Source organism: Bradyrhizobium xenonodulans (assembly GCF_027594865.1).
Taxonomy (GTDB): Bacteria; Pseudomonadota; Alphaproteobacteria; order Rhizobiales; family Xanthobacteraceae; genus Bradyrhizobium; species Bradyrhizobium xenonodulans.
Map to the genome: position 1 here is coordinate 3,688,522 of NZ_CP089391.1, position 25,363 is coordinate 3,713,884.

Below are 25,363 nucleotides of genomic sequence, written 5' to 3' on the forward strand. Positions count from 1 at the left end.
CTGCCGCGCACTCCTTCCTCATCCTGAGGGCCCGCCAGAGGCGGGCGTCTCGAAGGATGGCCGCAGACGAACTGCGATTATCCTGCCGTATTCGGGGGCTTACGCGGCCCTGACTTCGCCGAGGAAGCGGTCGAACTGTCCGGCGAGGTCGCGCGACTGGGTCGAGAGTTGCTCGGCCGCGCCCAGCACTTCCCTGGCCGCGGTGCCGGTGTCGTCGGCGGCACGCTGCACGCCTGAGATGTTGGTGTTGACCTCCTGGGTGCCGCGGGCCGCTTCCTGGACGCTGCGGGCGATCTCCTTGGTGGCGGAGCCCTGTTCCTCGATCGCAGCCGCAATCGCGGTGCCGATCTGGTCGATCTCGCCGATGACGTCGGCGACATTGCGGATCGCGGCCACGGTCTCGTCGCTCGCGGCCTGGATCGCCGAAATCTGCTCGGAGATTTCGGTGGTGGCCTTGGCGGTCTGGCCCGCCAGCGACTTCACTTCGGACGCAACCACCGCAAAGCCGCGGCCGGCATCGCCGGCGCGGGCGGCTTCGATGGTCGCGTTCAGCGCCAGCAAATTGGTCTGCTCGGCGATGCTCTGGATCAGCGTGACGACGTCGCCGATCTTCTGGGCGCCCTCGGCGAGCGCGCGTGCGGTGTCGCCGGTGCGGCGGGCGTTGTCGACGGCGCGCGCCGCGATCTCGGTGCTTTGCGCCACTTGACGGCCGATCTCCGCGATCGAGGAGGTCAGCTCTTCCGTGGCACTGGCAACGGTCTGCACGTTGGTCGAGGTCTGCTCGGAGGCGGCGGCGACGACCGCCGCCTGGCTGTTGGTCTGGGCCGCCGTCGAGGTCATCGACTGCGCCGTGCTTTCCATGGTGGATGAAGCGCGGGACAGGCCGCCGACGAGCTCGGTGACCTTGGCCTCGAACGCGCGCGTGAGCCCGTCGAGCGCCTGTGCGCGGCGCATCTTGCCGTCGTTCTCGGCCTGTTTCTCGGCCGCGAGCCGGTCGGCCCGGATCATGTTGTCCTTGAACACCTTCACGGCGGCGGCCATCGCGCCGACCTCGTCGGAGCGCTCGGCGCCGGGGATGCTTTCCGCGACCTCGCCGTCGGCAAGCCGCGACATCCGCGTCGTCAGGTCGACGATCGGCGCGCAGACGCGGCGACGGACGATCACGACGAGGCCGATGCTGGCGATCAGCACGGCGGCAAGGCCGAGCAGCGCGATGGTGAAGCTGGTGCGTGCCGCCGAGGAGGCGCCGGCGAGAATGTGTTCGGCGTTGTCGTAGAACGCGTCGCGGACCTCGATGATGGTGCCGAGGCCGCGCTGCGTGGCGGCGTAATAGGTGTCCATGTCGTGTTCGTACTTGCCGCTGACCGCACCGTCCTTCACCAGCTTGAGCTCGCGGCCGAACTCCTCGACATAGATCGCGTTGAACTTCTCCAGCGCCGCGGCGACGTTCGCCGGAGTTGCCGGATTGCCGCGCAGCTCCTGCAACGACATCACGATCTGGTCGTTGCGGCCCTGCGAGCGGGCGATGTCGCTCTTCTCGGCGTCGGTCGCCGGTTTCTTGCCCCCGACGAGATTCTTGTGCAGGCTGGAGTTGAAGCCGCCCACGTCGCGCAATGTCATCGCGATGTTGGCATAGCTAGCCTGCCGGTAGGCATCGCCGTTGAGGATGGCCATGCGTCGGACCTGCTCGTTGAGCAGCGCGGTCACGCCGCCGTTGAGCACGGCGTTGTCGGCGACGATCTTCTTCGCCGCGTCCTTGCGCGCCTCCGGCGGTCCCGCCATCGCCTTGTCGATCGCCTCGCGCAGCGAGGTGAATTTCGAATTGATACCGTCGATGCTGCCGCCGATGCTGTTGCCGTCGTCGAACGGGCCGGGCAACTCCTTGCGCAGCGCATTCATTCTGTCGCGGGCGCCGTCGGTCTGCTTGCGCAACTTGTCCTGCTCGGCGAGCAGCGCCGGGTCGATGGTGGCAGGACCATAGAGGATGTTGGTGGAAAAGCCGCGCTCGGGGTTGAGATAGCGCGGGATGTCGCTGACCGCGCGGACGATCGCGAGCCGTCCCTGCGCTTCGGTGATCCGCTCCATCGTCTGGTATTTCGTCACGGCGACGTAGACGGCAAGGCCGCCGCCGACGGTCGAGAGCGAGACGATGGCGGTGGTCAGGAGCGTTCCGATTTTCATGATCTGTCCGGCAATTGGCGCGGGAGAATTATTTGCTCGGAACATAGGCAGGCGACGTTAATCCCGGGTTTACGCTCTTCGCCGCCGGATCCGGCCTCAGTTGTAGGTCGCGCTCACAGTTCCCAGCGGACCGAAATCGGCGACATAGGTCTCGCCCGCCTTCGGCCGCAGCATGCCGGTGAGCGTGCCCGTGCTGATGGTCTGCCCCGCCTTGAGACCGATGCCGGTCCGCGACAGCTCGTTGGCGAGCCAGGCGAGCGGCACCAGCGGATGATCGATCGCCTCCGCCGCGCGGCCACGACGTCGCTCGGCGCCGTTGCAAGTGAGAACGACGTCCTGATTGGCAATGTCGCGGCTGCGCCAGTTGGCGATGGGCTCACCAAGCACGATCGTTCCCGACCCGGAGCCATCGGCCATGATCGCGGGCATCGGCGGAAACGCCGCGTCGTGAACGAAGCGGCATTCGGCGAGCTCGATGCCGGGATGCAGCGAGGCGACGGCATCGCCGACCTCGTCCACCGTATAGGGCGTTGCGCGCGGCGGCAGGTCGGCGCCGAGGCGTGCCTGGTACTCGACCTCCGGAATCGGGCTGCATTGCCTGGCGTGCTCGACGCTTGCGGGCGACGGCTTGATCAGGGGCGCGAACACCCGCCCGTAGATCGGCGCAGAGATGCGAAGCTGGCGCTGGAGCCCGGACTTCATGCCGGCGATCTTCCAGCCGACGACCTCCCAGCCCAATTCCTCTTCCACCATCTGCGCGATGCGGTACGCGGTGTCGGCGTCCGGTGGCACCAGCCGTCCCTCGAGGCCGCTTTGTTGCCGGCCCTCGCGGCGCAGATCGGCGAGATGGCGGGCGAGCTCGCGCTGTCGGGACAAATCCATCGGTTTCGTCTCCATCTATCCGGTCGTGCGGGCGAGGGCGGTGGACAGGACCGTCTCCAGCTCTTCGTGAACCTGATCGAGCGCAGCCGCGCTGCGGCTTGCGCGGCACATCGCGACCGTGCCTTCGATCGAGGCAACGACGAGCGTTGCGAGCCGATCGGCCCGCTCCGCGGCGAGCCCTTCGCGCAGCAGGGCGGCGCGCATGATCTGGCGCCAATCGGCGAACACGCCGTCGGCGAGGTCGAGCAGATGCTGCTGCGCCGTCTCGTCCTCCTTGCCGGAGGCTTCGCCGACATAGCGGTCGACGGCAACGGCGAGCACCGGGCAGCCGGCCTCGAAGCCGGTCGCTTCCAGCCGACGCCGCCATGATGCGACGAAGGCCCTCAAGCCGCCCATGACGCCGCGTTCGCTCATGGCCTTCTCGAGGGGAATGGACACCTGCTGGCCGGCAAAGGTCACGGCATCGGCGATCAACTGCCGTTTGCCGTCCGGAAAGTGGTGGCTGATCGAGCCGCGCGGCGTCGCCGTGTGACGAACGACGTCGCGCATGCTGGTGGCGTTGATGCCGCGCCGGCTCATCAGGTCGGCGGCGCCGGCGATCATCTTCTCACGTGTGCTGGCGGTCATGGGAGATCCTGCATGTGGCTTCCTTTCCTAGACTATGACGCTTGACATAGGCAAGCGATCCTGAATATGACACTCGTCATAGTTCGTGGGAGGGACGTCAGTTGACCATCATCACGGTAACCGCACCCGCCGGACGGCTCGGCCTGGCGCAGCGCCGACGCCTTGCCGAAAGCCTGACCGATGTCGTGCTCGAGCCTGAAATCGGCCAGCTTCTGCCGGCTGCGCGCATGGGCTTTCAGGTCCATTTCCACGATCTGCCGGCCGATTGCATGGCGATCGGCGGCCGGCTTCTGTCCGACCAGGACACGCCACGCGACATCATCACCATCACGATCGCCGTGATGAACGCGGCGTGGCCGGCGGAGGTGCGGTCCGAGGTGATCCGCAACGTGCTGGCCCGGCTCGCGGAAGCCTGCGACATGCCGGCGCCGGCCCCGACCTGGTGGGTAAATTTCGAGATCATCGAGGAGGGGAGCTGGGGATCGCGGGGCGGCGTGCTCTCGATCCTCCAGCTCCTGGAGACCGGTGTGTTCACGCCGGAGCGGGTCAACGCGATCCGCGCGGCGCTTCAGCCGCAGGCCTGACGCGCCGCCAACACCAAGCGATCAATCATGGAGAGAAGCGTATGAGCGAGGGATGCATTCGCACCGAGGTGCACGGCCACGTCCTCAAGATCATCGTCGACAATGCCGCGAAGAAGAACGCGTTCACCCCGGCGATGATGGAGCAACTGTCCGATGCGCTCACCGAGCTGCACGACAGCGAGGCCTACCGTGTCGGCGTGATCTGTGCGGAAGGTGGGGATTTCACCGCCGGCCTCGACATGCCGAAATTCTTCGGACCTGCTGCTGAGAAGCGCAACGTCAAGGAAGGCAATGTCGATCCGTTCGGACTTGCCAAGCGCTGCCGCAAGCCTGTTGTCACCGCCGTGCAGGGCGTCGTGTTCACCATCGGCATCGAGCTGATGCTCGCCGGCGACATCGTGGTGGCGGCTGCGGATTCGCGCTTCTGCCAGATGGAGGCGAAGCGCGGCATCGCGCCACTGGGCGGCGCCCATTTCCGCTTTCTGTCGCGGGCCGGCTGGGGCGATGCGATGTACCATTTGTTCCTGTGCGACGAGTTCTCGGCGGAGCGCGCGCTCGCGATCGGCCTCGTCCAGGAGGTCGTGCCGCCGGGAGAGCAGGTCGAGCGGGCGATGGCACTCGCCGCCATCATCGCGCGCAATGCGCCGCTCGGCATCCAGGTGACCAAGGAAGCGGCGGCCAGATATGTCGAAGGCGGCGAGCCGGCCGCGATCGCCTACATTCCAAAAATTCGGGACCGCGTGCTCGGCAGCGCTGATGCGAAGGAGGGCATTCAGTCGTTCATCGAGCGTCGCGCGGCGGTCTTTCAGGGACGCTGACCCGGCGCGTCTAGGCGAGGCGATCGAGCCTGGCGAGGATGTCCAGCGTCGCGCGGTCGCGGTCGCCTGCAAAATATCGGGCGAGTGCCTGATCGAAGGCGGGCTGGTCGGACACCGCGCCGAACAGCGTCATCGACGAGCGGAATTTGGCGTCGTCGGGCGCGCCGAGGATCGCGTTGATGGTCCGTCCCTCGACGGCGAGGACGAGCGCGGTGCATTCGATCAGGCGAGGACCGAGGACGGGATGGGCGAGGTAGGCTTCGGCCTCCGCCCGCGAGCCGATGGCATAGCGCTGCGACATGGCGCTGAAGCCGAGCCCGGCGATCTGCGGGAAGACGAACCACATCCAGTGGCTCTGCTTCCGGCCCCGGGTCAGCTCCCCCAGGACGGCGCGAAAAACAGGGTTTTGGGCCTGGACGAACCGGTCTAGATCGAAAGGATCGGTCATTGGATACCCTAGGGGTGCTTTGCCGGCCGCGATTATGCCTAACTTTTGGCTCCCAATGTGGTAGCTGGTATAGAGTCTCCGGGCGGGGGTTGGGCCCCCCGGGGGTCGATTTTGGGGATCTGATGGTTTCCGACCGCGCACGCGCCGAGAGGGTGTTGTCGCGCCGCCGTATTGGGCGAGCGGAGACGATATTGCTGTCTCTGGCTGCCGTCGCGCTGGCACTGGGCGCTGCCGCGTGGGTCGCAGATATGGGCGATTCGACCCCGCTGATCACTGCCGCGCTGCCTCCGGCCAATCCCACCAACACCAATGGCCCTTCGTTCGACGACCGTTTCGCCTCGCTGTCCGGCAGCCAGCCCGCCCGTGACACCGGCCTGCGGGGACTGGAGCGCTCCGCCGTGAACGCGGTCCAGCTCAAGCTGCGCGACGCCAGGGCGATGCTGGCCCAGAAGCTCCAGGGCGACGACTGGCGCTCGACCCTGACCGAGGACGACCGGCACGTCGTTGACGAGACGAGGCCGTCGCAGCAGCGTGCCGATGCCATCCCGATGCCGCGCTCACGCCCGGCCCAGGCGGACTTCTCCGCCCAGATCGCCTCCAGCCAGGCCTATGCGGAGACCAACCCCAGGGTCGACAACCGCAACTTCTTCGAGAAATTCACCGACAAGATCAAGCTGGCCTCGCTGACGCCCGGCGACGGCCTGTTCGCCAAGGCCCCGGATCTCGCCGCCCTCGGCTACGATTCGCGGACGGCGGTCTACGACATCAAGGCCAAGGCGCTTTACCTGCCGAGCGGCCTGGCGCTGGAAGCCCATTCGGGCATGGGCGCGCTGATGGACGACCCTGACCATGTCGACCAGCGCATGGTCGGTGCGACCCCGCCTGCGACCTACGATTTGAAACCGCGCGAAAGACTGTTCCACGGCGTTCGCGCACTGCGCCTGACGCCCACCGACGGCACCAGCGCGCTCGGCCGCGTCGGGCTTCTCACCCACAATTACATGCTCGGGCCGCGCGGCGACTCCAACGGCTGCGTCTCGATCAAGGACTATGATCGCTTCCTCAAGGCCTGGGACAACGGCGAGTTCAACCGCCTCGTCGTGGTGCCGAGCCTGAGCGGATCGGCGACGGCCTCGCAGCGCGCGAGCACCGATTCCTGACATTCGATATCCGACGTCTGCCTGCTGCGGCGGGGTTGCCGTTTCCCCTTCGTTAAGCCGCCCTCGTCCAGAAGCAGCCCATGAGTGATCCCCAAAGTTCCGAGACCCCGCTGCGTACCACGTTCAAGATCAAGCTGAACGGTGATACGCTGGCGATTGCGACCGTCGGCCAGGCCTATCAATTCCTCACCAACTTCAAATCGGTCGAGTGGATGGAATTCCGCTCGCTGCATGAGGACGCGGTCGCTGCGCTCGAAGGCGCCGCCGACAACGCCATGCTCGTCGTGCAGGCGACCAACGCCGTGCGCGCGCTGTTCGTGAGTGCGAAGCTGCTCTGAGAGCGGCGCCCTTTCCATCGCCACGCCGAGCGATGTTTCCACGGATTGGGGCGCCGGTCTGCACGATCCTCATACGGCGCGCGGCAGAACCGCGCGCCGGGCTGGTTTGGCTTGTTGCAGAAGTCCCGGTCAGGGCCTGTGGTCGTCGCCGCGCCCGTCGTCATCGTCGTGGAAGTCGTGGTCGCCGCCGTGCTTGAAGCCGGGATCGATGCAGGCAAAGCTGCCGGCATCGTTGGTCAAGCCGCTGCCCTTGTAGGCCGCGATCTTCGGATAGACGCAGAGTGGCCGCGTGCCGCCGGTCGGGAAGTTCTGGGCGACGCGCGGATCGAACAATCCCCCCGCGGGATAGGGCGAGGTGGCGTTGGTGTTGGTCGCGACGATGCGGTCCGGCGCGATGTCCTTCTCGACCCAGTCGGTGATGGCCTTGAGCTGGTTCGTCGCGAAGCTCGCGGTGGCCGCGCCGCCGCCGCAATGGGCCATGTTCGGCACCATGAACAGCCGCGCGAAATCGATCGCACGGCCGCTCATGCGGCGGTCCATGTTGCGGTACCAGCGGGCGATCGCGGCGCCGGAGAAGATGCCGTCATTGACCGAGGAGGAGACGATCAGCTTGCCGCCGCGCGCCCTGAACGGCCGCAGATCGGTCGAGACCGCGGCCATGAAGTCCATGCTGCTTTCGGGATAGGCCGCCGTCCTGGTGAAGATCTTCGGCGCGTCGGTGTCGAAGTTGAATTTGAACACGAAGGCTTCCTGGCCGTTCGGTCCGTTGACGGGCGTGACCACCGGCGGCGTCTGGAAGATCATCGGGATCGCGCCGGCGCCGAGCGTCAGGTTGATCGCGGTGTTGACGCCAGGCACCGGCGCGGTGACGACGTTCCAGAGTTGCCAGCCCGCGCCGGGCGCGGTCGGCGGCGTCCAGATGCCGGCGTCCCAGAACCAGTTCGAATAGAGCCGCTGTCCCTTGCTGTTGACCGGGCCGGCATAAATCTTCTTGAGCGCGTCGACTTGCGCGCCGGTCAGGCAGGTGCCGCCATGCGGCGTGCTGCCGTGCGAGCCGGAGCCGCAGGTGTAGCTGGCGAGCGCCGGATACACCTTCTTCGCCGTGCAGGCGTGGTAATTGTCGATGATGCCGTCGACGAGGCCATCGAGCGCGTCGCAGGCGCTCAGGATCGCGGCTGAGGCCACCTGGAGATCCTGCACGGGAAACGTGTCCGGAATGAACGGCTGTCCATTGACGTCGTTGCTGGTTGCGAGCGTGCCAAGCACCTGCTCGTTCCAGGCTTCCGCGAGGCCCGCCTGCGGCAGGTTGAAGCCGGGATTTTGCGAGATCACGCCGTCGAACAGCCACGGAAAGCGCTGCGATGCCACCATGGCGTCGCGGCCCCCGTTGGAGCAGCCCATGATGTAGGAATAGGCGGTGTCGAGACCGTAGAAATAGGAGATGATCTGTTTGGAGATCGTCGCGGTCTTCTCGATGCCGTTGTAGCCGTAGTCGCGGCGCGCTTGCGCGTCGATGGCGAAATGCGCGGAGCCGCCGGCATTGGCGTCATCATCCTGATGTCCGCCGACGACATTGCTGGCGCTGTCTTCGTGGCCGCCATCGTCAGCGGCGACGGCCCAGCCCTGGCCGAGCTCGGTGCCGGCGGCGCCTTGCGGATCGGGATTGAGGCTGCCGTCGGTGCCGCCACCGCCCATCATCTCGAAGCGGCCGTGCCAGGTGTTGGGCAGGTTGAGCGCAAAGCCGATGCCGTAGGTGAAGTGATCGGGATCCTGCGTCGAGACGCGCTTGTTGATGATGCCGACCACGTTGCAATAGCCCGTCTTCTGGGTCGCGCTCAGGATCTGCGTGTTCGGCAGCGTGAGGCCGGTGAGGGCGGTGCAGGAGGCGCGCGGCGCGACGCCGCTCGGCGGAAATCCGTGCGCAATGGCCTGCGTGCCGAGCGCCGCGCAACCGGCCATGATGGTCGAAGCGAGAAGTCGTCGTTTCATCTCAAGTCCCTCCCAGTTTCACGATTGATGATCGAACAAAACGCACCGACGCGATCGCCGGCCGGCGAGGCGTTGAGTGGTCAGATTGACGTGTGAGATTGCTGTTTGGGGACATGCGCCCATAGCCGCGATGAGCGGCAGCGCAGCTTCGCCTGCGCAAAACCATGCCGCCGCGATGCGCGATGGCATGCGGATCGGCGCCACCCCCAGATGACGGCACGGACGTTCGCTCCCCTTGAACCCGCTCGTGTCGCGACAGGCTCTCGACGATCCTTAGGCGAGCGATGTTGCCGTGTCAACATGACGCATCGCGCGATATTGCCGTGCAACCTGTCGTGGAAGCTGTATGCGCAGAGCGAGGTTGCGTCCGGCTTCTCGATCGAGCCGCGTTGCGTTAGACTTCCTGTCCGAATCCTCACCCCGCCGGATGCAGCTCGACCGGCCTTGCGAAAGATGCGTCGATGCAGCCAGGCAAGGCCCAAGCCGGGAAACGGGTCACGCGACCGCGGCGCGCGCCCCGCGCGACGAAGCCGCTGCGAGCGCCGCCGCGCATCGTGTCGAGCCCGAAGCCCGCGCGGGCGAAACCGCTCGCGCTGGGTGACCTTTCCCAGCTGCTCGGCTACGGCATCCGCCGGGCGCAGCTCTGGATCTTCAAGGAGTTCAGCCGGCAATTGGCGGTTTTCGAAATCAGTCCCGCCCAGTTTTCCGTGCTCTGCGTGATCGACGCCAATCCCGGCGTCAACCAGCTTGCCGTCGCGCAGCTGTTGTCGATCGAACGGGCCGGGCTTGGCAGGCTGGTGGACCATCTGGAAGGTCGTGGCCTCGTGCGTCGCACGGCATCTACGATCAACCGCCGCTATTACGTGCTCTATTTGACCGAAGCCGGGACGACGCTACTGGGCCGGCTGCGGCCGGCGGCAGCCGAAAGCGACAAGGCGCTCGCGGCCAGGATTGGACCGCGCGCCTACAAGGATTTGCGGCGCGCGCTGTCGAGCTTTGTCGAGGATAGCTGAGCGGTCGCCCGCCCTGCCGCGGATGTCGTCATTTGGCAGGTCGCCCCATCTTTATCATGGCTTGAACTGCGTGCCGGGAGCGGGCAAACGGTCCGGGAAGACCGTAGCCTCAGGCCATCCATTTCAAGCCTTGATTTAGGGAGAGTCCCCACCATGAAACGCCGTACATTCCTCAAGGGCGGCGCGGTCGCCGGCGCGACGACGCTGGTTGCTGCACCTGCGATCGCGCAAGGCGCGCCCGAGATCAAATGGCGCCTGACCTCGAGCTTCCCGAAGTCGCTCGACACCATCTACGGCACGGCGCAGACCTTCGCGAAATATGTTGCCGAGGCCACCGACAACAAATTCCAGATCCAGACCTTTGGTGCTGGCGAGATCGTTCCCGGCCTGCAGGCCCTCGATGCCGTCAGCACGGCCTCGGTGGAGATGGCGCAGACGCCGCTCTATTTCTACATCGGCAAGGAGCCGGCGCTGGCCTACGCCACCGGCGCGCCGTTCGGCATGAATCACCGCCATCAGGAATCCTGGTGGCATTTCGGCGGTGGCGCCGACCTCACCAACGAGGCGCTGAAGCCGTTCAAGGCGCACGCCATCCTCTGCGGCAATTCCGGCACCCAGATGGGCGGTTGGTTCCGCAAGGAGATCAAGACCGTCGACGATCTCAAGGGCCTCAAATTCCGCATCGCCGGCATGGGCGGCCACGTGCTGGCCAGGCTCGGCGTCGTGCCCCAGCAGATCGCGGGCGGCGACATCTATCCGGCGCTGGAGAAGGGCACGATCGACGCGGTCGAATTCGTCGGCCCCTATGACGACGAGAAGCTCGGCTTCCAGAAGGTTGCCAAGTACTATTACTTCCCCGGCTGGTGGGAAGGCGGCGCCATGCTGCACATGATCGTCAACGACGAGAAATGGGCGAGCCTGCCGAAGCAGTACCAGGCGATCGTCAACCAGGCTGCATCCGCAGCCGGCGCGTGGATGCTGGAAAAGTACGACAGCGTCAATCCGGCTGCGCTGAAGCGGCTGCTCGCCAATGGCGCGGAGCTGAAGGCGTTCCCGCAGCCGGTGCTGGAGGCCTGCTACAACGCCACCCAGGAGCATCTGAACGAGCTCGCCGCCAAGAGCGACCTGTTCAAGCGGACCAAGGAAAGCCACGACGCGTATATGAAAGAGCTGCTGTTCTACACGCAGATCGCGGAAAACTTCTACGACAACTATCTGCTCAGCAAGATGCGCAACAAGACCTGAGCGCGATCAGGGGCGCGGTAACCACGCCGCGCCCCGCTCTTGTAGGGTGGGCAAAGGCGCACTTGCGCCGTGCCCACCACTTGCTTGTGGTGGGCACGCTGTCGCTTTGCCCACCCTACGAGTTCTGAGGGCGTAGCCCTCGCTATGCGCAGCGATGCATTCCAGCAACATCCCGCCGAAAAGCGATAGCGGGATGGGACCGCTCATACGTCTTCAACCGTACGGTTGATGTGCGCTTCCACCCATTCCTCCAGACCTTGCAGCAAGCAGGGAATGGAGTCGAAAATGACCTCAACGAACGGCATTATTGGAGCGGCTGGCAGGAGAAACCTCAGGCCGATCGCGCCGCTCCTGGCTCTTCTCCTCGCGACCACGTTCCTCCACACCGGTTCGGCGATGGCGGCCGACTATTCGGCCGGCGGCGGCGTCAACAACGCACCATCCGGCTTTGCCACAGCGGTGGGGCCGAGCTCGACCACAGAGGGTATCTTCGCCTCTGCCTACGGCTACTCATCCAGCGCAAACGGCAATGCGGCGGTTGCCGTCGGCTCCTCGTCGAACGCGACCGGCGATAACGCTACCGCAATCGGCCTTGCCGCCGCTGCAACCGGACCCTCGGCCAGCGCCTTCGGCGACAACGCGACTGCGACCGGCGAGGGCGCCACAGCAGCCGGTACACACTCCAGCGCGATCGGTGCCAGCGCAACCGCGATCGGCCAATCAGCATTCGCAAGTGGGGCGACGGCCACGGCGACCGGAGCAAGCAGCGCGGCATTCGGCACGGCTGCAACCGCGTCGGGGGCGAGCGCGAACGCCCTCGGCAACAACGCGACCGCAACCGGCGCCAGCAGCCTGGCCAGTGGCGACTTTGCGACCGCGACCGGCCAGAACAGCAAGGCCACCGGCCAATACGCCACCGCGACCGGCACCAACAGCACGGCCAATGGCGCGGCCGCCAGTGCCTACGGTCAGGGCAGCAAGGCAACGGGGACCCTTGCGACGGCCATTGGCGACACCAGCGTCGCCAACGGCAATTCCGCGACGGCGCTCGGCGGCAACTCGATCGCCACCGGCACCACCGCAACGTCGGTCGGCGTCTTCAGCAACGCCAATGGCGAGGCGACGACCTCGCTCGGGACGTCCGCCAACGCAACCGGGACCGGCGCCACCGCACTCGGCGCTTCGGCCGTGGCCAACACCGGCGGCACGGCGCTCGGCAGCAGCTCACGGGCGGATGGCACCAATTCGCTGGCCCTCGGCATCAATGCGACGGCGTCGGCAACCAATTCCGTCGCGATCGGCGCCGGCTCGGTCGCGACCGCGGCCAACACCGTGTCGTTCGGCACGGCCGGCAACGAGCGGCGCCTCACCAATGTCGCGGCCGGCGTTGCCCCGACCGATGCCGTCAACATGAGCCAGCTCTCCGGCATCACCTCCGGATTCCAGTCGCAGATCGGTTCGCTCCAGGCGCAGATCGGCAACAATCTCACCGAGGCCAGGCGCGGCATTGCCGCGGCGGTTGCAGCGGCAAGCGCACCGATGCCGTCGGCGCCGGGCAAGACGACCTGGCAGGTGCGCGGTTCGGCGTTCCACGGTGAAGGCGGCTTCGGCGTAGGTTTCGCGCACCGGCTCAACACCGCCATGCCGCTCACCGTCGTTGGCGGTTACGGCAATGGCGGCGGCACCGAGCACACGGCCTATGTCGGTGTCGGCGGAGAGTTTTGAACGTTCGCGTCAGGCGGCGGCGAGGCCCAGCCTGGCATAGATACGCCGCGCATAGGCGCCGAACGCGTCCGTGGTCTTGAGCGGGAGGTCGCGCGGGAAGGGCAGGTCGATCGGGAAATAGTCGGCCATCTTCGCCGGCCCCGCCGTCAGCACGGCGCAGTGCGAGGACAGGAACACGGCTTCCTGGATCGAGTGCGTGACGAAGATGATGGTCTTGCCGCTCTCGCGCCAGATCCGCAGCATCTCCAGGTTCATCTGCTCGCGCGTCAGCGCATCCAGCGCGCCGAACGGCTCGTCCATCAGGATCAGCTTCGGATCGTGAATGAAGGCGCGCGCGATCGCGGTGCGCTGCTGCATGCCGCCCGACAGCTGCTGCGGATATTTCTGCTCATAGCCGGCAAGCCCGACGAGGTTGAGCAGATCTCGTGCCCGCTCGTGCGCCGCCTTGATCGGCAGGCCGACGATCTCGGCCGGCAGCAGCACGTTGTCCAGGATGGTGCGCCATTTCAACAGCAGCGCCTGCTGGAACACCATGCCGATGTCGCGGGCCGGATCGAACGGGCTCTTGTCGTTGCCGATCGTCACGGTGCCGCCGTCGGCGCCGTGCAGGCCGGCCAGAATTTTCATCACCGTGGTCTTGCCGCAGCCGGACGGGCCGACCAGCGAGACCAGCTCACCTTCCTGCACGTCCATGGTGACGTCGGACACCGCCAGAAACTCGGCGCCGCCGCTGCGATAGACCTTGCGGACGCCTTGCAGGCTGATGAAGGGTTTTGAGCTCATGCCAGCCATTTGTTGAGGTTCGCCGCGACGAAGGAATCGTCGCTGAGGTCGGCATGCTCGCGGCAGACGCGGTCGATCTCGTCTTGCTGGCCGGGGCTGAGGCCCTCGGTCGGGTCGAGGCACCACAGGCCCTGCATCAGGCCCTGGCGCCGCAAAATCTCATGGCAGCCGGCGATGCAGCCGTGAAAATTGTTGGCGACGTCGAAGAAGGCACTGTTGCAATCGGTAACACGGGCATCGAGCGCGAGAAGGTCGGCCGGCACGCTGTCCTTGTGCCGCGCCGCCTTGCAGCGCTCGAATTGCTTGATGGCGCTCGCGGTCCAGACCGACCAATGGCCGAGCAGGCCGCCTTTGAAATAGGTACGCGTGGTGACGCCCTTGTCGCGCAGGTCGAACGGCAGCATCAGGTCGAGCAGGATGTGGTCGTCATTGCCGGTATAGAGCGCGACGCGGTCGAGCGCGCCGGCGGCCGCGACGCCGCGGAGCACGTCGAGCGTGCGATAGCGGTTGAACGGCGCGATCTTGATCGCGATGACATTGTCGATCGAGGCAAAGCGCTGCCAGAATCGGCTCGACAGGATGACGCCGCCGACGGCCGGCTGGAGGTAGAAGCCGACCAGCGGGATCTCGGCGGCAACCGCCGCGCAATGCGCGATGATCTCGTCCTCGGAGGCGTTTTTCATCGCGGCGAGGCTGAGCAGGCCGGCGTGATAGCCGATGTCGCGTGCGGTGCGGGCCTCAGCGGTGGCCTGCCGGGTCGGGCCGGCAAGGCCGGCGACCATCGCCAGCGGACGTTTGGTCCAGCTCGCGGCGGTCTCCGCTGCAAGCTCGAGCACGGGACGATAGAGGCCGACGTCGCGGATCGCGAATTGCGTGGTGTGGACGCCGACCGCAAGGCCGCCCGAGCCGGCATCGATGTAATAACGCGTCAGCGCGCGCTGATGCGGCTTGTCGAACTGACGCCCGGCGGTGAGCGCGAGGGGATGCGCCGGCAGCACGGTGCCCTCGGCGATCAGCTTGCGGATGTCGGCGTTGATCTGGCTGTGGTGCATGATGTCCTATCCGAATTCAGGGCCGGCGACGGCGAACGGCACTTCCTCGGCCATGGCTGTGGCGGGGCCGAACCGCATGCGCTGGAACGGGCGCTCGATGGTCCACCCCGAGGCGGTCAATCCTTCCAGGAACGCGGCCTGCGAGGCGATGGCGTCGATCAAAAGCGGACCGGTCTCGGATCGTGCGATCGCATCAACCAGGGCTAACGCCGTTGCGGCGTGATCGGCAAATAACGGGCCGATATGGCGGGCGGTCCGGCCGTCGCGAACCAGCGCGATGGCTCCATTCGCGGAGACGATGCGCGAGCCGTAGCGCTGTGCGAAGGCGGAGAGCAGGGCGCTCCGGTCGAAACCGGTGGCCCGCCGGTCCCGCGCGCGCAATGCGTCGATGGTCGCGGATGAGGATGGTGGCGCTTCCGCTCGCGAGGGCCTCACCAGCTTCAGCCGGCGCAATTGCAGCGTCGGCGTGAACCCGAGCGGGCCGTAGACGGCCGCACCGTCGGGCGTCGCGTCGAGCCAGCTCGTCAGGCCGTTCCTGCGCGCCGTTTCCAGGCAGGCATCGACGAGGCGTGTGGCAAAGCCGCGGCGGCGGTGCGTGCCTGATACCAGCACCATGCTGATCCAGGCGTTGTTGCCGGAATAGGGCAGCAGAGCGGCGGTCGCGATCAGCCGCACGCCGTCGCGGATGCCAAACACGACCCCATCGCGCAGGAAGATGCGCCAGTCGTCCTCGGTCTGGTTCCAGTGCGCTTCCGTCGACAGCGCGAGTCCGGCGATGGCATCCTCGATGCCGAGCTTGAGGACGGGCGGACCGTCAGTAGCGTCCATCGCGCACCTCGTATTTGGTGGGCTTGCCGAGGCTCGGCATGGAACGGGAGACCCAGTCCGCGGTCCAGGCGATCAACTGCTCGGTGTCGACGACCGGCAGGCCGAACAGCTCGACCGCTTTCGACGTGTCGGTCAGCCACGCCGTCGGCTCTTCCTTGCCCGTCAGCACCGGTGCGCGGCCGAACCTTGCGCCGAACTTTTGCGCGAGGTCACGCACCGCGAGGATCTCGTGGCCGCTGACATTGATCGGCGAGGTCGGCGTCGTGCAATGCGCCAGGCAGCGCAGCGCCTGCGCGGACGCATCGCCCTGCCAGATGAAGTTGACGTGGCCCAGGCTGACGTCGATCGGGGTGCCCGTCAGCACTTTTGTGGCAATGTCGTGCAGCACGCCGTAGCGCATGTCGATCGCGTAGTTGAGGCGGAACAGCCGGCCGGGCGTTCCAAACTTGCGCGAAAAATATTCGAACATGCGCTCGCGGCCGACGCAGGACTGGGCGTATTCGCCGGGCGGGTTCGGCGCCATGTCCTCGGTCGCGCCTTTGCCGTCGACGGGGACGAAGGGATAGATGCAGCCGGTCGAGAACGCCACGATCCGCGACGACGGGAAGGCCTGCGCGACCAGCGCCGGCACATGCGCGTTCATCGCCCAGGTCAGCGACAAATCGCCCTCGGCGCCGAACTTGCGGCCGGCCATGAAGATGATGTTGGGCACCTTGGGTAGCGATTGAATGGCGATCTCGTCCATCAGATCGCAATTGATGGTCTCGACGCCGCGCCCATGCAACCAGTCCTCCACGCCGGCCTCGCTGAAGCGAGCGACGCCGATGACGCGGCGATCGGGCACGGCTGACTTGGCGAGCCCGGCCAGCGTCGGGCCCATCTTGCCACCGACGCCCAAAATCATGATGTCGCCATCGACCTTCCTGAGGTCGTCGATCAGCGCCTGCGTCGGCCGGCACAGGAGATCGTCGAGCGCCGCGATGTCGGGGATGGTCTTCGGCAGTGTCTGGCGGGTGAGCAGCATGGGCGGTCCTTAGTTCTGCCGTTTCAGGTTTGTCTTGCATCGCCGACCACGAACATGCGTTCGAGGACGAGGACCAGGCCGTAGAGCGCGACGCCGAGCAGGGTCAGCAGCACGACGGCCATCACCATCGCAGGCGTATCGAGCGAGGACTGAACCTGGATCATGAGGTAGCCGAGCCCGCGCTCGGAGGCGATGAACTCGCCGACGATGGCACCGGCGACCGCAAGGATGGCGCCGACCTTCATGCCGGAGAACACATAAGGCAGCGATCCCGGCAGCTGGATCTTGCGGAACAGGGTCCAGCGCGAGCCGCGCAGCGATCTGACGAGATCGAGCAGGTCGGGCTCGACCTCGCGCAGGCCCCGCGCGGTGGTGAGCAGGATCGGGAAGAAGCAGATGCTGAAGGCGATCAGGATGTTCGGCACGATGCCGTAGGAGAACCAGACGATGAACAATGGGCCGAGCGCGACCTTCGGGATCATGTTCAAGGTCACGAACAGCGGCAGCAGCATGAGGCTCAGCAGCGGCGCCCAGCTGAAGATCACGGCCAGCGCAACGCCGACGAAGGCGCCGAGCGCGAAGCCGCCGACGATCTCGATCGCCGTGACCAGCGTGTTGGCGCCCCAGGAATAGCTCGCTGTTCCCAGCGTCTGCACCGTCGCCAGCGGGGAGGGCAGGATGAATTTCGGGACGTGGAAGGCATCGACCGCGACCTGCCACAGCACGAGCACGGCGAGGTGCACGATCAGGATGATCGCAAAGCTGCGCGAGGCGCGTGCGCCGTCTCCCGTCACCATTTGCTCCCTGTTGTCGGCAGCGACGATGCCGCCGGGGGCGAGCTTAACCGTCCCCGCGGGAAGTTTCAACCAGTTGGTTGATTACGGCCGGAGCGAATGCAGCACGAGATCGACGACATGGCGGCGGCGGGCGCGCTTGGCGGCCCGGCTCGACAGGTCCTTGCCGAAGATCGCCGACAGCGTCGGCGTATTGGAGAGATAGAAATAGCCGAGGCCGGCGATGGAGATATAGAGCTGGATCGGGTCGATCCCCTTGCGGAACACACCCGTTCGCACGCCCTCATGGAGAATGTGGGACACGCTCTTCACCAGCGGCGAATGCATGGCTTCCAGCCGGGTCGAGCCGCGGACGTGGCGGGCGCCGCCGCGGTTCTCGTCGTTCAGCAGCACGATGAAATCAGGGTTGTTGGCGAGATAATCGAACGAGGCCTCGATCAGCTTCCGGATCGCCTTTTCCGGCGGCAGGCCTTCGAGATTGAGCTGGCGCTCCTGCTCGCGGATATCGGCGTAAACCCATTCGAGCACGGCGAGATAGAGCGCGTCCTTGTCGCCGAAATAGTGGTAGACGAGCTGCTTGTTGACGCCGGCGCGCATCGCGATCTCGTCGACGCGGGCACCCGCAAAGCCGTGGCTGGCGAACTCCTGGCGCGCCGCGGTCAGCAGCTTCTTGCGGGTGGCGACGGGGTCGCGCCGCTGCGGCACGGTGTCGCCTGAACGTTTTGCGGGCATTTCCAACCAAACAGTTGACAAGTGGAGGGCGGGCTTGTTGCATTGGTATCCTCACACGGGGAGAGCGACAAGCCGGGTCGCTGGCATGAGGAGAGATGCGATGAAGCGTTTGCAGGCGGCTGTTGTGGCGCTCATGCTCGGTCTGCCGGCGGTGCCGGCGAGCGCTGGCGAGGCGGTCAATCTGATCCTGAACTGGACGCCGACGGCCGACCATTCGCCGTTCTATTACGCGAAGGCGCAAGGCTGGTACGAGAAGGCGGGGATCGACCTGACCATCGAGGTCGGCAAGGGCTCCGGCGTCTCCGCCGCCAAGGTCGGCTCCGGCGGCTCGCCCTTCGGCATCGCCGATCTCGCCACCATGCTGGTGGCGAAAAGCAAAGGCGCGGACGACGTCGCGCTGATGAGCATCTACGCCAACACCGGACAGACGTTCTACTGGCTGAAGAGCTACGGCGTGAACGGCGTGAAGGACTTTGCCGGCCACAAGATCGGCAATCCGCCCGGCGATGCTTCGCGCGTGATGTGGCCGGCCTTTGCGAAGGCCGCAGGACTCGCGCCCGATGCCGTCAGCTTCGTCAATATCGGGCCGACCGCGAAGATCGCAGGCTTGAAGAGCCACACGGTCGACATCATCAGCGACTTCTACAACGAGCACGATCTGAAGGTGATCGAGTTCGGACAGGACCTCGGCTACGTCAACTGGAAGGACATCGGGCTCAATCCTTACGGCAACTCGCTGATCGTCAACGGTGCCTATCTCCAGAAGAATCCGAAGCTCGTCGAGGAATTCGTGCGCATGTCGCAGAAGGCCTTTGCGGCCTGCGTCGCCGACGCTACGCCGTGCCTGGAGGCGCTGCTCGACCAGGTCTCCGGTCTCGACCAGGCCAACCAGGAGCGCCAGTGGGAGCGCATCAAGTATTTGATGACGGACGAGTTCACGACCACCAAGGGTCTCGGCTGGATCGACGGCGAGCGGATGAAGAAGGATTACGAGCTGGTCCAGACCTATCTCGGCATGGAGAAGCCGTTCGACGTGACGACGGTGTTCACGACGAAGATGCTGGACCCGAGCGTCAAGATGGATGCGAGCAAGGTGAAGAAGTAGGGGGCGCTCGCCCACACACCGGTGTCATGCCCCGCGCCGGCGGGGCATCCAGTACGCCGCGGCCCATCGGTTCAATCACAACCGTCTCGGAGTACTGGGCGGATTCGCCCGGTCAAGCCGGGCGGTGACAGCTGTCCGCTGGGCGTGGGCCCCCGTCGACTATCGGCCAAGGCCGTTGCGCTCGGCGAGCCCGCCCCAGCTGGCCCATCCCCCACGTAACCCCACGGAGAAATTAACCGGCCGTTAACCATATCCGCCGCATCGTTAACCATTCAATAACAGGGAACGAGTCGGCCGCTATGGAGGCTGCAGCAAAAGTCCAACGCCAAATGGTGCGCCTGCGCGGGCGCTCCTATGTGGCCTTCGTGTTCGTGCCGACGGTTCCGATCCAGGACTGGCTGCAGGAAATCGACACCACCATCGCCCGCTCGCCCGGCTTCTTCGCCGGCCGGCCCGTGGTGATCGACCTGTCCTCGGTCGATCTCAGCCAGTCCGGCATCGGCCATCTGCTCACCAGCCTTCAGGACCGCAACATCCGCGTGCTCGGCATCGAGGGCGTGGAGGAGGGCCGTCTGACGCCGATGATGCCGCCGCTGCTGTCGGGCGGGCGCAGCTGCGTGGTCGAGCCGAGTGCGCCGAAGAAGGCCGAAGCGAAGGCCGAGGCCAAGCCGACCTCGCTGCTGCTCGAGACCCCCGTCCGCTCCGGCCAGACCGTGATCTTCCCGGAAGGCGACGTCACCATTTTGGGCTCGGTCGGCTCCGGCGCGGAGGTCGTCGCCGGCGGCTCGATCCACATCTACGGCGCGCTGCGCGGCCGCGCCATGGCCGGCGTGAACGGTCACACGAGCGCGCGCATCTATTGCCAGAAGATCGAGGCCGAACTGCTTGCAATCGATGGGTTTTATCAGACTGCCGACGACATCGATGCCGCCTTGCGCGGCCGGCCTGCCCAGGCCTGGCTGCAGGGCAACACCATGCGAATTACTGCGCTGAACTGACCAGAAGGAGATATTTGAGATGGCCAAGGTACTGGTCGTGACATCAGGCAAGGGCGGCGTCGGCAAGACCACGACGACCGCCGCACTAGGAGCTGCCCTGGCGCAGCGCGGCGACAAGGTCGTCGTCGTCGATTTCGACGTCGGCCTGCGCAACCTCGACCTCGTGATGGGCGCCGAACGCCGCGTCGTGTTCGACCTCATCAACGTGGTGCAGGGCGTCGCCAAGCTCCCGCAGGCGCTGATCAAGGACAAGCGGCTGGAGAACCTCTGGCTGCTGCCGGCATCGCAGACCCGCGACAAGGACGCGCTGACCGAAGAGGGCGTCGGCAAGGTCATCGACGATCTGCGCAGCCGCTTCGACTGGGTGATCTGCGACAGCCCGGCCGGCATCGAGCGCGGCGCCTCCATGGCCATGCGCTTTGCCGACGAGGCCGTCATCGTCACCAATCCGGAAGTTTCCTCGGTGCGCGATTCCGACCGCATCATCGGCATGCTCGATTCCAAGACCGTGCGGGCCGAGAAGGGCGAGCGGGTCGAGAAGCACATTCTCATCACCCGCTACGATCCCTCCCGCGCCGCGCGCGGCGAGATGCTGACCATCGAGGACATCCTCGAAATCCTCGCAACGCCCTTGCTCGGCATCATCCCCGAGAGCCAGGACGTGCTGCGCGCCTCCAATGTCGGCACGCCGGTGACGCTGTCGAACGCCGAAGGCGCACCCGCGCGGGCCTATATCGACGCGGCGCGGCGGCTGTGCGGCGACACCGTGCCGATGCAGGTGCCGACCGAGCGCAAGGGCTTCATGGATCGTCTGCTGCGACGGAGGGCTGCATGAGCATGGGTCTGCTTCGGCTTCTCCGCGGCAACAAGGCCTCGTCTGCTCCCGTCGCTCGCGAACGGTTGCAGATCCTGCTTGCGCATGAGCGCGGCATGCGTGGCCAGCCCGATCTGCTCGGCGTGCTGCGTGAGGAAATTCTCGCCGTCGTGTCCAGGCACGTCACGCTGGATCCGACCAAGGTCATCGTTCGTCTCGAGCGCGGCGACGAGGTGTCGACCCTGGAGGTCGACATCGAGGTGCCCAACGATTTCGAGCGCAAGCGCGTGGCGGTCGCGTAGGGGACGCGGCTGACGACGGCCCATTTTGGGGTGGGTGAGAAGGCGGTCCGCCGGGCATGGCGGGCCGCCTTCGTCGTTTGGCTGTTCAAGTTCCCAGGGCGCCGATGTGATCGGCGGAGGGCGGAACGGGACCTGCGGCGAGATCGTTTTCAGAGACCCGTGGAGCGCCGAGCCGGGCGCCGCGGTGTCCTTCAAGCGGGAGAGCGCCCATGATGTCCGAGGTCCAGGTCCACACCGTCGCGCGGCAGATGCTGGAACAGCACGGTTTTGCGGCGATCGCGAAGGCTGCCGAACAGGCACAGGCTTGCGAGGGACGCGGCGAGGCCGACGAGGCCAGGGAATGGCGTCACATCGCCGACGCGATGAAGATCATACGCGGTCCGCATCAGAGCTGACACCCGCGGAGCCCGAGCGCGCTCAGCGCTCCCCGCGATTCTCGCCTTGCTGCGAAGTGCGATTCCGCGTCTGCGGCTGGCCGCGCTCGCCCATCTCCTTGCAGGGGAGCGGCTCCCACGATCCATCAGGCGCCTGCTGATAAGCGCTACACGATGACGACGAGGTCGATTTGTCCTCGCCCTTCTGGGCGTCGGAGTTCTTTGCCAGTGCCGGGGCGGTCAGCGCCATGGCGGCTGCGAATGCGCCGGCGAAAACGACATGGATAATCCGCATGAGGTTCTCCTTTTCGATTTCGAAGAGGCCCCGCATGCTGGCAAAAATTGTGACAATTGTTAGCCACGACGGCGCGTCCGCCGTCGCGTGCTTAACGCTGAGAAAACCGGCTTGCTAGCCGCCCTTGTTAGCCGCCCTTGGCGCGGATCAGGCCGGCGAGGTTGACCTTCTGCGCCTCGCACCAGCCGGGCATGCCGAGGCGGCGCTGGTCCATGTCGGTCGCCTGGGTCGCGACCGCGACCTCGGCCATCAGATCGTCGTCCTGCTTCTCGCCCATCTTGCCGCCGGTGTGCATCCAGGCGATCGCCTTGCGCACCTTTTCCGTGGTGCCGTCGGGCAGCTGCATCTGCTGCGCCTTCTGCACGAGGTCCTGATAGACGAGATCGGTGTTGGGGCACTCGACCCTGGCGGCGAAGGCCTGCAAGACCATCGTCACATAGGTCGAGCGCGAATGGTCTGCCGCCTGGGCGGGGGCGGCGAGCAGTAACAGGCCTGCCATCAGGAAACGGGTGCGCATCCTCGGTATCTCCTCCATTTTTTTGGGAGGCTAGCGTCCGGCGGGCCGCTCCGCAATGGTGCCGGGACTGATTTGTCGCGCCCCGCTGCGGTGCGCTATCGTGGCCGTCCCCGGCCATCCGGAGAGCGACATGAGCCTGTTCAGCACGCCGTTCGATCCCGCAACCGACACGGCGCTCGTCACCGGCGCGGGCAACGGCATCGGCCGTGCGATCGCGCAGGCGCTGATCGGCGAGGGCGTCCGGACCGTGTTTGCCGATGTGAGCGCGGAACGGGTGAGTGCCGCGATCGCGGCGAGCAGCAGGCCTGAACTGGCCGTGCCGTGGGTCGGCGATCTCGCGAGGCTAGAGGCTTGCGATGAACTGCTGGCCGCCGCACAGGCGGCGCTCGGCGAGGTCTCGCATTTCGTGCACAGCGCATCGCCGCCGCGGCGCGAGGCCGACCACGCGCTCGCGGTCGATCGCAAGATCTGGCAGGAGATGCACGCCGTCAATCTCGACGCCGGATTTCACCTGGCACGCGCGATCGCCAAGCGCCTGATCGCGGCGAAACGGCCCGGCTCGTTCCTGTTTCTCACCTCGCTGCATACGGGCACGCCGCGCAACCTGCCGCATTACTCGACCGCGAAGGCGGCCATGGCGATGCTGGTGAAGGAGCTCGCGAAGACGTTCGGACGTCACGACATCCGCGTCAATGCGCTGGTGCCCGGTGCGATCGCGGCCGGCGGGTTCGTGGCGGATGCCTCTTTGGCGATGCACATTCCGCTCGGGCGCCTCGGCGAAGCCGAGGACCTCGCGCCGATGGCGCTCGCGGTGCTCTCGAACAAGCTGTCAGGCTACGTCACCGGCGCAGCCTTCGTCGTCGACGGCGGATTGTCGCTGACGAACTGGTTCGAGCCGCCGATGCTGGAAGAGTAGTTAGCGCTGCCAGGCCGGCACGGGATCGAGCGGGGTGCGATAGACCTCGTTGTGATCGCGATCGGTGACGCGCACCGCGCAACCCTTCTGCTGAAGCTCCGGCTTCACCTGCGACAGCTCGGTCGCCAATTGATCGGCGCGATCGGAAGCGACCTCGATGTCTTCGAGGATGATTCCACCCTGGTTCTTGAACTCTTCACCAACCACGAGATCGAAGGAATAGTAAGGCATCCGAATTCCCCGGTGTGACGATCTGAGCTTCGGTGGAAGTCTCAGCACATGTCGAATGGTACCACTGAGTCGATATCTATCGAAGGAACGGGCCGCGGAATCTCTGTGCTTATGGCGCAGAAATGATGTGCAACGGGCGGGTGCTTTAAGATTTTATTAAATATGTCGGCGTGATCATAAGGCATGGAATTGCAGCAGAACCGGGCTCCGGGAACCGGCAGCTGCAAGAGAAGGCCGCCGGCATAGATCCCGACGGCCTTTTCTCTTGACGGAAGACGATCGAGGCATCGGTCTCCGTAGTCACCCGGACTCAACGCAACTTATCGAGTCGGACAGCTTGCGCGATGTTGCGACGGTGCGTCGGCGTCTAGCGCAACGGCATCGGCGGACGCACGACCGGTCCGTCATCATCGGCGACGGCCTGCGTCGTGGTCACAGGTGCGGCCGGCGGCGGGACTGCGGCAGCCTGTGACGGCGGAGGTGCGAGCGGTGCGGGCGCGAGCGGTGCAGGCGAATAAGCCGGCATGTAAGTGTGCGACACGACCGGCTTCGGCTTGCGAACCGGCGGCGGCGCTGGCGCCGCAGCTCGCGGCGGGAGCGCCGATGTGCGCGCGCGCGGATCGACAGGCTTGACCTCAGCCGCCGGCTTCGGTGCCGGGGGCTTTGCCATTTCGCGCGCCATCTGCTCCTGTCCGGCTTTCAGCTCGGCAATGTTCGCCTTGAGCGTTTCGATCTGCTGCGCCATCGCGGCGAGATCGCGCGTCATCGATTCCACCGACTGCGCTGTGTCGGGCAGAGCTGCGGCGGGCGCGGCTGCTGCAACCTGAGTCGCAGGCGGCGGCGCAGGTTGATCGGCTGGAGTTTGCGGCGCAGACGGCTCGACCGTTTGATCCGTCGCAGTCTGCTCCGTCGGCGCAGCCTGTGCGGCGGCGACCGGCGCGGTCTGCGATGTCGCAGGCAGCAGCGACGTCAAGGCGGGCGTCCATTGCGCAAGCATCTGCTTTGCGGTGTCGCCGTGCTTCTCCCAGGCGATGGTGGCGGCCGCGCTGCCGCCCGCGAACAGGAACGTGACGAATGCGCCGCGCAGCCACTTGCGCGCGGCGGATCGCTTCCGCCTGACCGGGCTATCGCTTGCTGCAACACGCACGGCGGTGTCGAAGGAGGGCGCCGCCGCCTGAGGCTCGGCGACAGGACTGAATTTCGGCTCCGGATTTGCTTTGGGCCCCGGCGCGAATTTCGGCTCTGCACGGCTCACGATTTGCGGCGCCAGCGCGGGCGCAACGCTGATCGGGCGCGAGGTCAGCACCATGTCGGGCGGAATCTGAACTGCGTCGTGCGGATCGTTGTCCTTGTCGTGCGGATCGTTGCCCTTGACCGTGTCCTTCACGATCTCATCGACGATTTGCCTGGAGTTCAGCGTCGCGAGCATCGCAGCTCCCTTATGAAGACCTGGTGTTTCAAGTGTAGGTCGTCCGCATTGGCGCGAGCCGATCTGTTGAGGTGAGTCCACCCAAAAACTGCTGAGGTTGGCCCCATGGCGCACGAGTCCAGCCGCGTTTGACCAAAGCAAGGCGAGGGGATGGAGATG

Annotated in this window: 28 protein-coding genes; 13 read left to right on the forward strand and 15 right to left on the reverse strand. The window is 66.0% G+C overall.

Annotated elements, in window-relative coordinates:
- Nucleotides 1–99: 99 nt before the first annotated feature.
- The 3 genes from I3J27_RS17180 to I3J27_RS17190 form a co-directional block, all read right to left on the reverse strand.
- Entirely contained in the window at nucleotides 100–2,181 is a 2,082-nt protein-coding gene (locus I3J27_RS17180) for a methyl-accepting chemotaxis protein (protein ID WP_270171584.1), read from the reverse strand.
- 96 nt (nucleotides 2,182–2,277) lie between these two features.
- A complete protein-coding gene (locus I3J27_RS17185) occupies nucleotides 2,278–3,063 on the reverse strand; it encodes a 2-keto-4-pentenoate hydratase (protein ID WP_270171586.1) in 786 nt (261 codons plus the stop codon).
- A gap of 15 nt (nucleotides 3,064–3,078) precedes the next feature.
- On the reverse strand, nucleotides 3,079–3,690 hold the full coding sequence (locus I3J27_RS17190; RefSeq protein WP_270171592.1) for a TetR/AcrR family transcriptional regulator: 612 nt from the start codon (nucleotides 3,688–3,690) through the stop codon (nucleotides 3,079–3,081).
- Between the two features lie 101 nt (nucleotides 3,691–3,791).
- Between I3J27_RS17190 and I3J27_RS17195 the strand changes: the two genes are divergently transcribed.
- Together I3J27_RS17195 and I3J27_RS17200 are read left to right on the forward strand one after the other, a co-directional pair.
- Nucleotides 3,792–4,274, forward strand: a complete 483-nt coding sequence (locus I3J27_RS17195) for a tautomerase family protein (RefSeq protein ID WP_270171594.1) — start codon at nucleotides 3,792–3,794, stop codon at nucleotides 4,272–4,274.
- 41 nt (nucleotides 4,275–4,315) lie between these two features.
- On the forward strand, nucleotides 4,316–5,092 hold the full coding sequence (locus tag I3J27_RS17200; protein ID WP_270171596.1) for a crotonase/enoyl-CoA hydratase family protein: 777 nt from the start codon (nucleotides 4,316–4,318) through the stop codon (nucleotides 5,090–5,092).
- Nucleotides 5,093–5,102: 10 nt separating this feature from the next.
- Here the strand turns inward: I3J27_RS17200 and I3J27_RS17205 are convergent, their stop codons facing one another.
- Entirely contained in the window at nucleotides 5,103–5,540 is a 438-nt protein-coding gene (locus tag I3J27_RS17205) for a DUF1810 domain-containing protein (RefSeq protein ID WP_270171598.1), read from the reverse strand.
- Nucleotides 5,541–5,731: 191 nt separating this feature from the next.
- Here I3J27_RS17205 and I3J27_RS17210 point away from each other — a divergent pair, with 191 nt between their 5' ends.
- On the forward strand, nucleotides 5,732–6,700 hold the full coding sequence (locus tag I3J27_RS17210; RefSeq protein WP_270171600.1) for a DUF2778 domain-containing protein: 969 nt from the start codon (nucleotides 5,732–5,734) through the stop codon (nucleotides 6,698–6,700).
- 80 nt (nucleotides 6,701–6,780) lie between these two features.
- Nucleotides 6,781–7,038, forward strand: coding sequence for a hypothetical protein (locus I3J27_RS17215; RefSeq protein WP_270171602.1), 258 nt, complete (start codon nucleotides 6,781–6,783; stop codon nucleotides 7,036–7,038).
- Between the two features lie 129 nt (nucleotides 7,039–7,167).
- On the opposite strand, the gene I3J27_RS17220 is transcribed toward I3J27_RS17215, so the two are convergent.
- Nucleotides 7,168–9,027, reverse strand: a complete 1,860-nt coding sequence (locus tag I3J27_RS17220; RefSeq protein ID WP_270171604.1) for a tannase/feruloyl esterase family alpha/beta hydrolase — start codon at nucleotides 9,025–9,027, stop codon at nucleotides 7,168–7,170.
- Nucleotides 9,028–9,488: 461 nt separating this feature from the next.
- Between I3J27_RS17220 and I3J27_RS17225 the strand changes: the two genes are divergently transcribed.
- The 3 genes from I3J27_RS17225 (at nucleotide 9,489) to I3J27_RS17235 (ending at nucleotide 13,010) form a co-directional block, all read left to right on the forward strand.
- Nucleotides 9,489–10,040, forward strand: a complete 552-nt coding sequence (locus I3J27_RS17225; protein ID WP_270171624.1) for a MarR family winged helix-turn-helix transcriptional regulator — start codon at nucleotides 9,489–9,491, stop codon at nucleotides 10,038–10,040.
- A 153-nt stretch (nucleotides 10,041–10,193) separates the two neighbouring features.
- Nucleotides 10,194–11,285 (forward strand): TRAP transporter substrate-binding protein, encoded by a 1,092-nt coding sequence (locus I3J27_RS17230; RefSeq protein WP_270171626.1) that lies wholly within the window; start codon nucleotides 10,194–10,196, stop codon nucleotides 11,283–11,285.
- Nucleotides 11,286–11,570: 285 nt separating this feature from the next.
- Nucleotides 11,571–13,010 carry a YadA family autotransporter adhesin gene (locus I3J27_RS17235; protein WP_270171628.1) on the forward strand — a complete coding sequence of 480 codons (1,440 nt, stop codon included), beginning with the start codon at nucleotides 11,571–11,573 and terminating at the stop codon, nucleotides 13,008–13,010.
- Nucleotides 13,011–13,019: 9 nt separating this feature from the next.
- On the opposite strand, the gene I3J27_RS17240 is transcribed toward I3J27_RS17235, so the two are convergent.
- From I3J27_RS17240 to I3J27_RS17265, 6 genes are all read right to left on the reverse strand, one after another.
- Nucleotides 13,020–13,802, reverse strand: a complete 783-nt coding sequence (locus I3J27_RS17240) for an ABC transporter ATP-binding protein (protein ID WP_270171630.1) — start codon at nucleotides 13,800–13,802, stop codon at nucleotides 13,020–13,022.
- Entirely contained in the window at nucleotides 13,790–14,845 is a 1,056-nt protein-coding gene (locus I3J27_RS17245; RefSeq protein ID WP_270171632.1) for a dihydrodipicolinate synthase family protein, read from the reverse strand. Before I3J27_RS17245 ends, I3J27_RS17240 begins: the two co-directional genes overlap by 13 nt.
- A gap of 6 nt (nucleotides 14,846–14,851) precedes the next feature.
- Nucleotides 14,852–15,673: a GNAT family N-acetyltransferase gene (locus I3J27_RS17250; protein WP_270171633.1), complete on the reverse strand. Its 822-nt coding sequence runs from the start codon at nucleotides 15,671–15,673 to the stop codon at nucleotides 14,852–14,854.
- Nucleotides 15,660–16,697 carry an NAD-dependent epimerase/dehydratase family protein gene (locus I3J27_RS17255; protein ID WP_270171635.1) on the reverse strand — a complete coding sequence of 346 codons (1,038 nt, stop codon included), beginning with the start codon at nucleotides 16,695–16,697 and terminating at the stop codon, nucleotides 15,660–15,662. Before I3J27_RS17255 ends, I3J27_RS17250 begins: the two co-directional genes overlap by 14 nt.
- Nucleotides 16,698–16,720: 23 nt before the next feature.
- The gene (locus tag I3J27_RS17260) at nucleotides 16,721–17,491 is read right to left on the reverse strand and encodes an ABC transporter permease (protein WP_270172825.1); all 771 of its coding nucleotides are present in this window, start codon (nucleotides 17,489–17,491) and stop codon (nucleotides 16,721–16,723) included.
- A gap of 84 nt (nucleotides 17,492–17,575) precedes the next feature.
- A complete protein-coding gene (locus I3J27_RS17265; RefSeq protein ID WP_270171636.1) occupies nucleotides 17,576–18,223 on the reverse strand; it encodes a TetR/AcrR family transcriptional regulator in 648 nt (215 codons plus the stop codon).
- A 100-nt stretch (nucleotides 18,224–18,323) separates the two neighbouring features.
- Between I3J27_RS17265 and I3J27_RS17270 the strand changes: the two genes are divergently transcribed.
- From I3J27_RS17270 to I3J27_RS17290, 5 genes are all read left to right on the forward strand, one after another.
- Nucleotides 18,324–19,328: an ABC transporter substrate-binding protein gene (locus I3J27_RS17270; RefSeq protein WP_270171639.1), complete on the forward strand. Its 1,005-nt coding sequence runs from the start codon at nucleotides 18,324–18,326 to the stop codon at nucleotides 19,326–19,328.
- A 299-nt stretch (nucleotides 19,329–19,627) separates the two neighbouring features.
- Nucleotides 19,628–20,326: a septum site-determining protein MinC gene (gene minC, locus I3J27_RS17275; RefSeq protein ID WP_270171641.1), complete on the forward strand. Its 699-nt coding sequence runs from the start codon at nucleotides 19,628–19,630 to the stop codon at nucleotides 20,324–20,326.
- A 19-nt stretch (nucleotides 20,327–20,345) separates the two neighbouring features.
- Complete coding sequence (gene minD / locus I3J27_RS17280) at nucleotides 20,346–21,161, forward strand: septum site-determining protein MinD (protein WP_270171643.1); 816 nt, start codon at nucleotides 20,346–20,348, stop codon at nucleotides 21,159–21,161.
- Nucleotides 21,158–21,442 carry a cell division topological specificity factor MinE gene (minE, locus tag I3J27_RS17285; protein WP_270171645.1) on the forward strand — a complete coding sequence of 95 codons (285 nt, stop codon included), beginning with the start codon at nucleotides 21,158–21,160 and terminating at the stop codon, nucleotides 21,440–21,442. Before minD ends, minE begins: the two co-directional genes overlap by 4 nt.
- Nucleotides 21,443–21,651: 209 nt before the next feature.
- Entirely contained in the window at nucleotides 21,652–21,837 is a 186-nt protein-coding gene (locus tag I3J27_RS17290; protein WP_128920679.1) for a hypothetical protein, read from the forward strand.
- A gap of 22 nt (nucleotides 21,838–21,859) precedes the next feature.
- Here the strand turns inward: I3J27_RS17290 and I3J27_RS17295 are convergent, their stop codons facing one another.
- Complete coding sequence (locus I3J27_RS17295) at nucleotides 21,860–22,111, reverse strand: hypothetical protein (protein WP_270171650.1); 252 nt, start codon at nucleotides 22,109–22,111, stop codon at nucleotides 21,860–21,862.
- A gap of 127 nt (nucleotides 22,112–22,238) precedes the next feature.
- The gene (locus I3J27_RS17300) at nucleotides 22,239–22,628 is read right to left on the reverse strand and encodes a hypothetical protein (RefSeq protein WP_270171652.1); all 390 of its coding nucleotides are present in this window, start codon (nucleotides 22,626–22,628) and stop codon (nucleotides 22,239–22,241) included.
- A 130-nt stretch (nucleotides 22,629–22,758) separates the two neighbouring features.
- On the opposite strand from I3J27_RS17300, the gene I3J27_RS17305 reads away from it, so the two are divergent.
- A complete protein-coding gene (locus tag I3J27_RS17305; protein ID WP_270171654.1) occupies nucleotides 22,759–23,544 on the forward strand; it encodes an SDR family NAD(P)-dependent oxidoreductase in 786 nt (261 codons plus the stop codon).
- On the opposite strand, the gene I3J27_RS17310 is transcribed toward I3J27_RS17305, so the two are convergent.
- Nucleotides 23,545–23,775: a DUF6894 family protein gene (locus I3J27_RS17310; RefSeq protein ID WP_195798389.1), complete on the reverse strand. Its 231-nt coding sequence runs from the start codon at nucleotides 23,773–23,775 to the stop codon at nucleotides 23,545–23,547.
- Nucleotides 23,776–24,142: 367 nt separating this feature from the next.
- Nucleotides 24,143–25,204, reverse strand: coding sequence for a hypothetical protein (locus tag I3J27_RS17315; protein ID WP_270171658.1), 1,062 nt, complete (start codon nucleotides 25,202–25,204; stop codon nucleotides 24,143–24,145).
- Nucleotides 25,205–25,363: the final 159 nt, after the last annotated feature.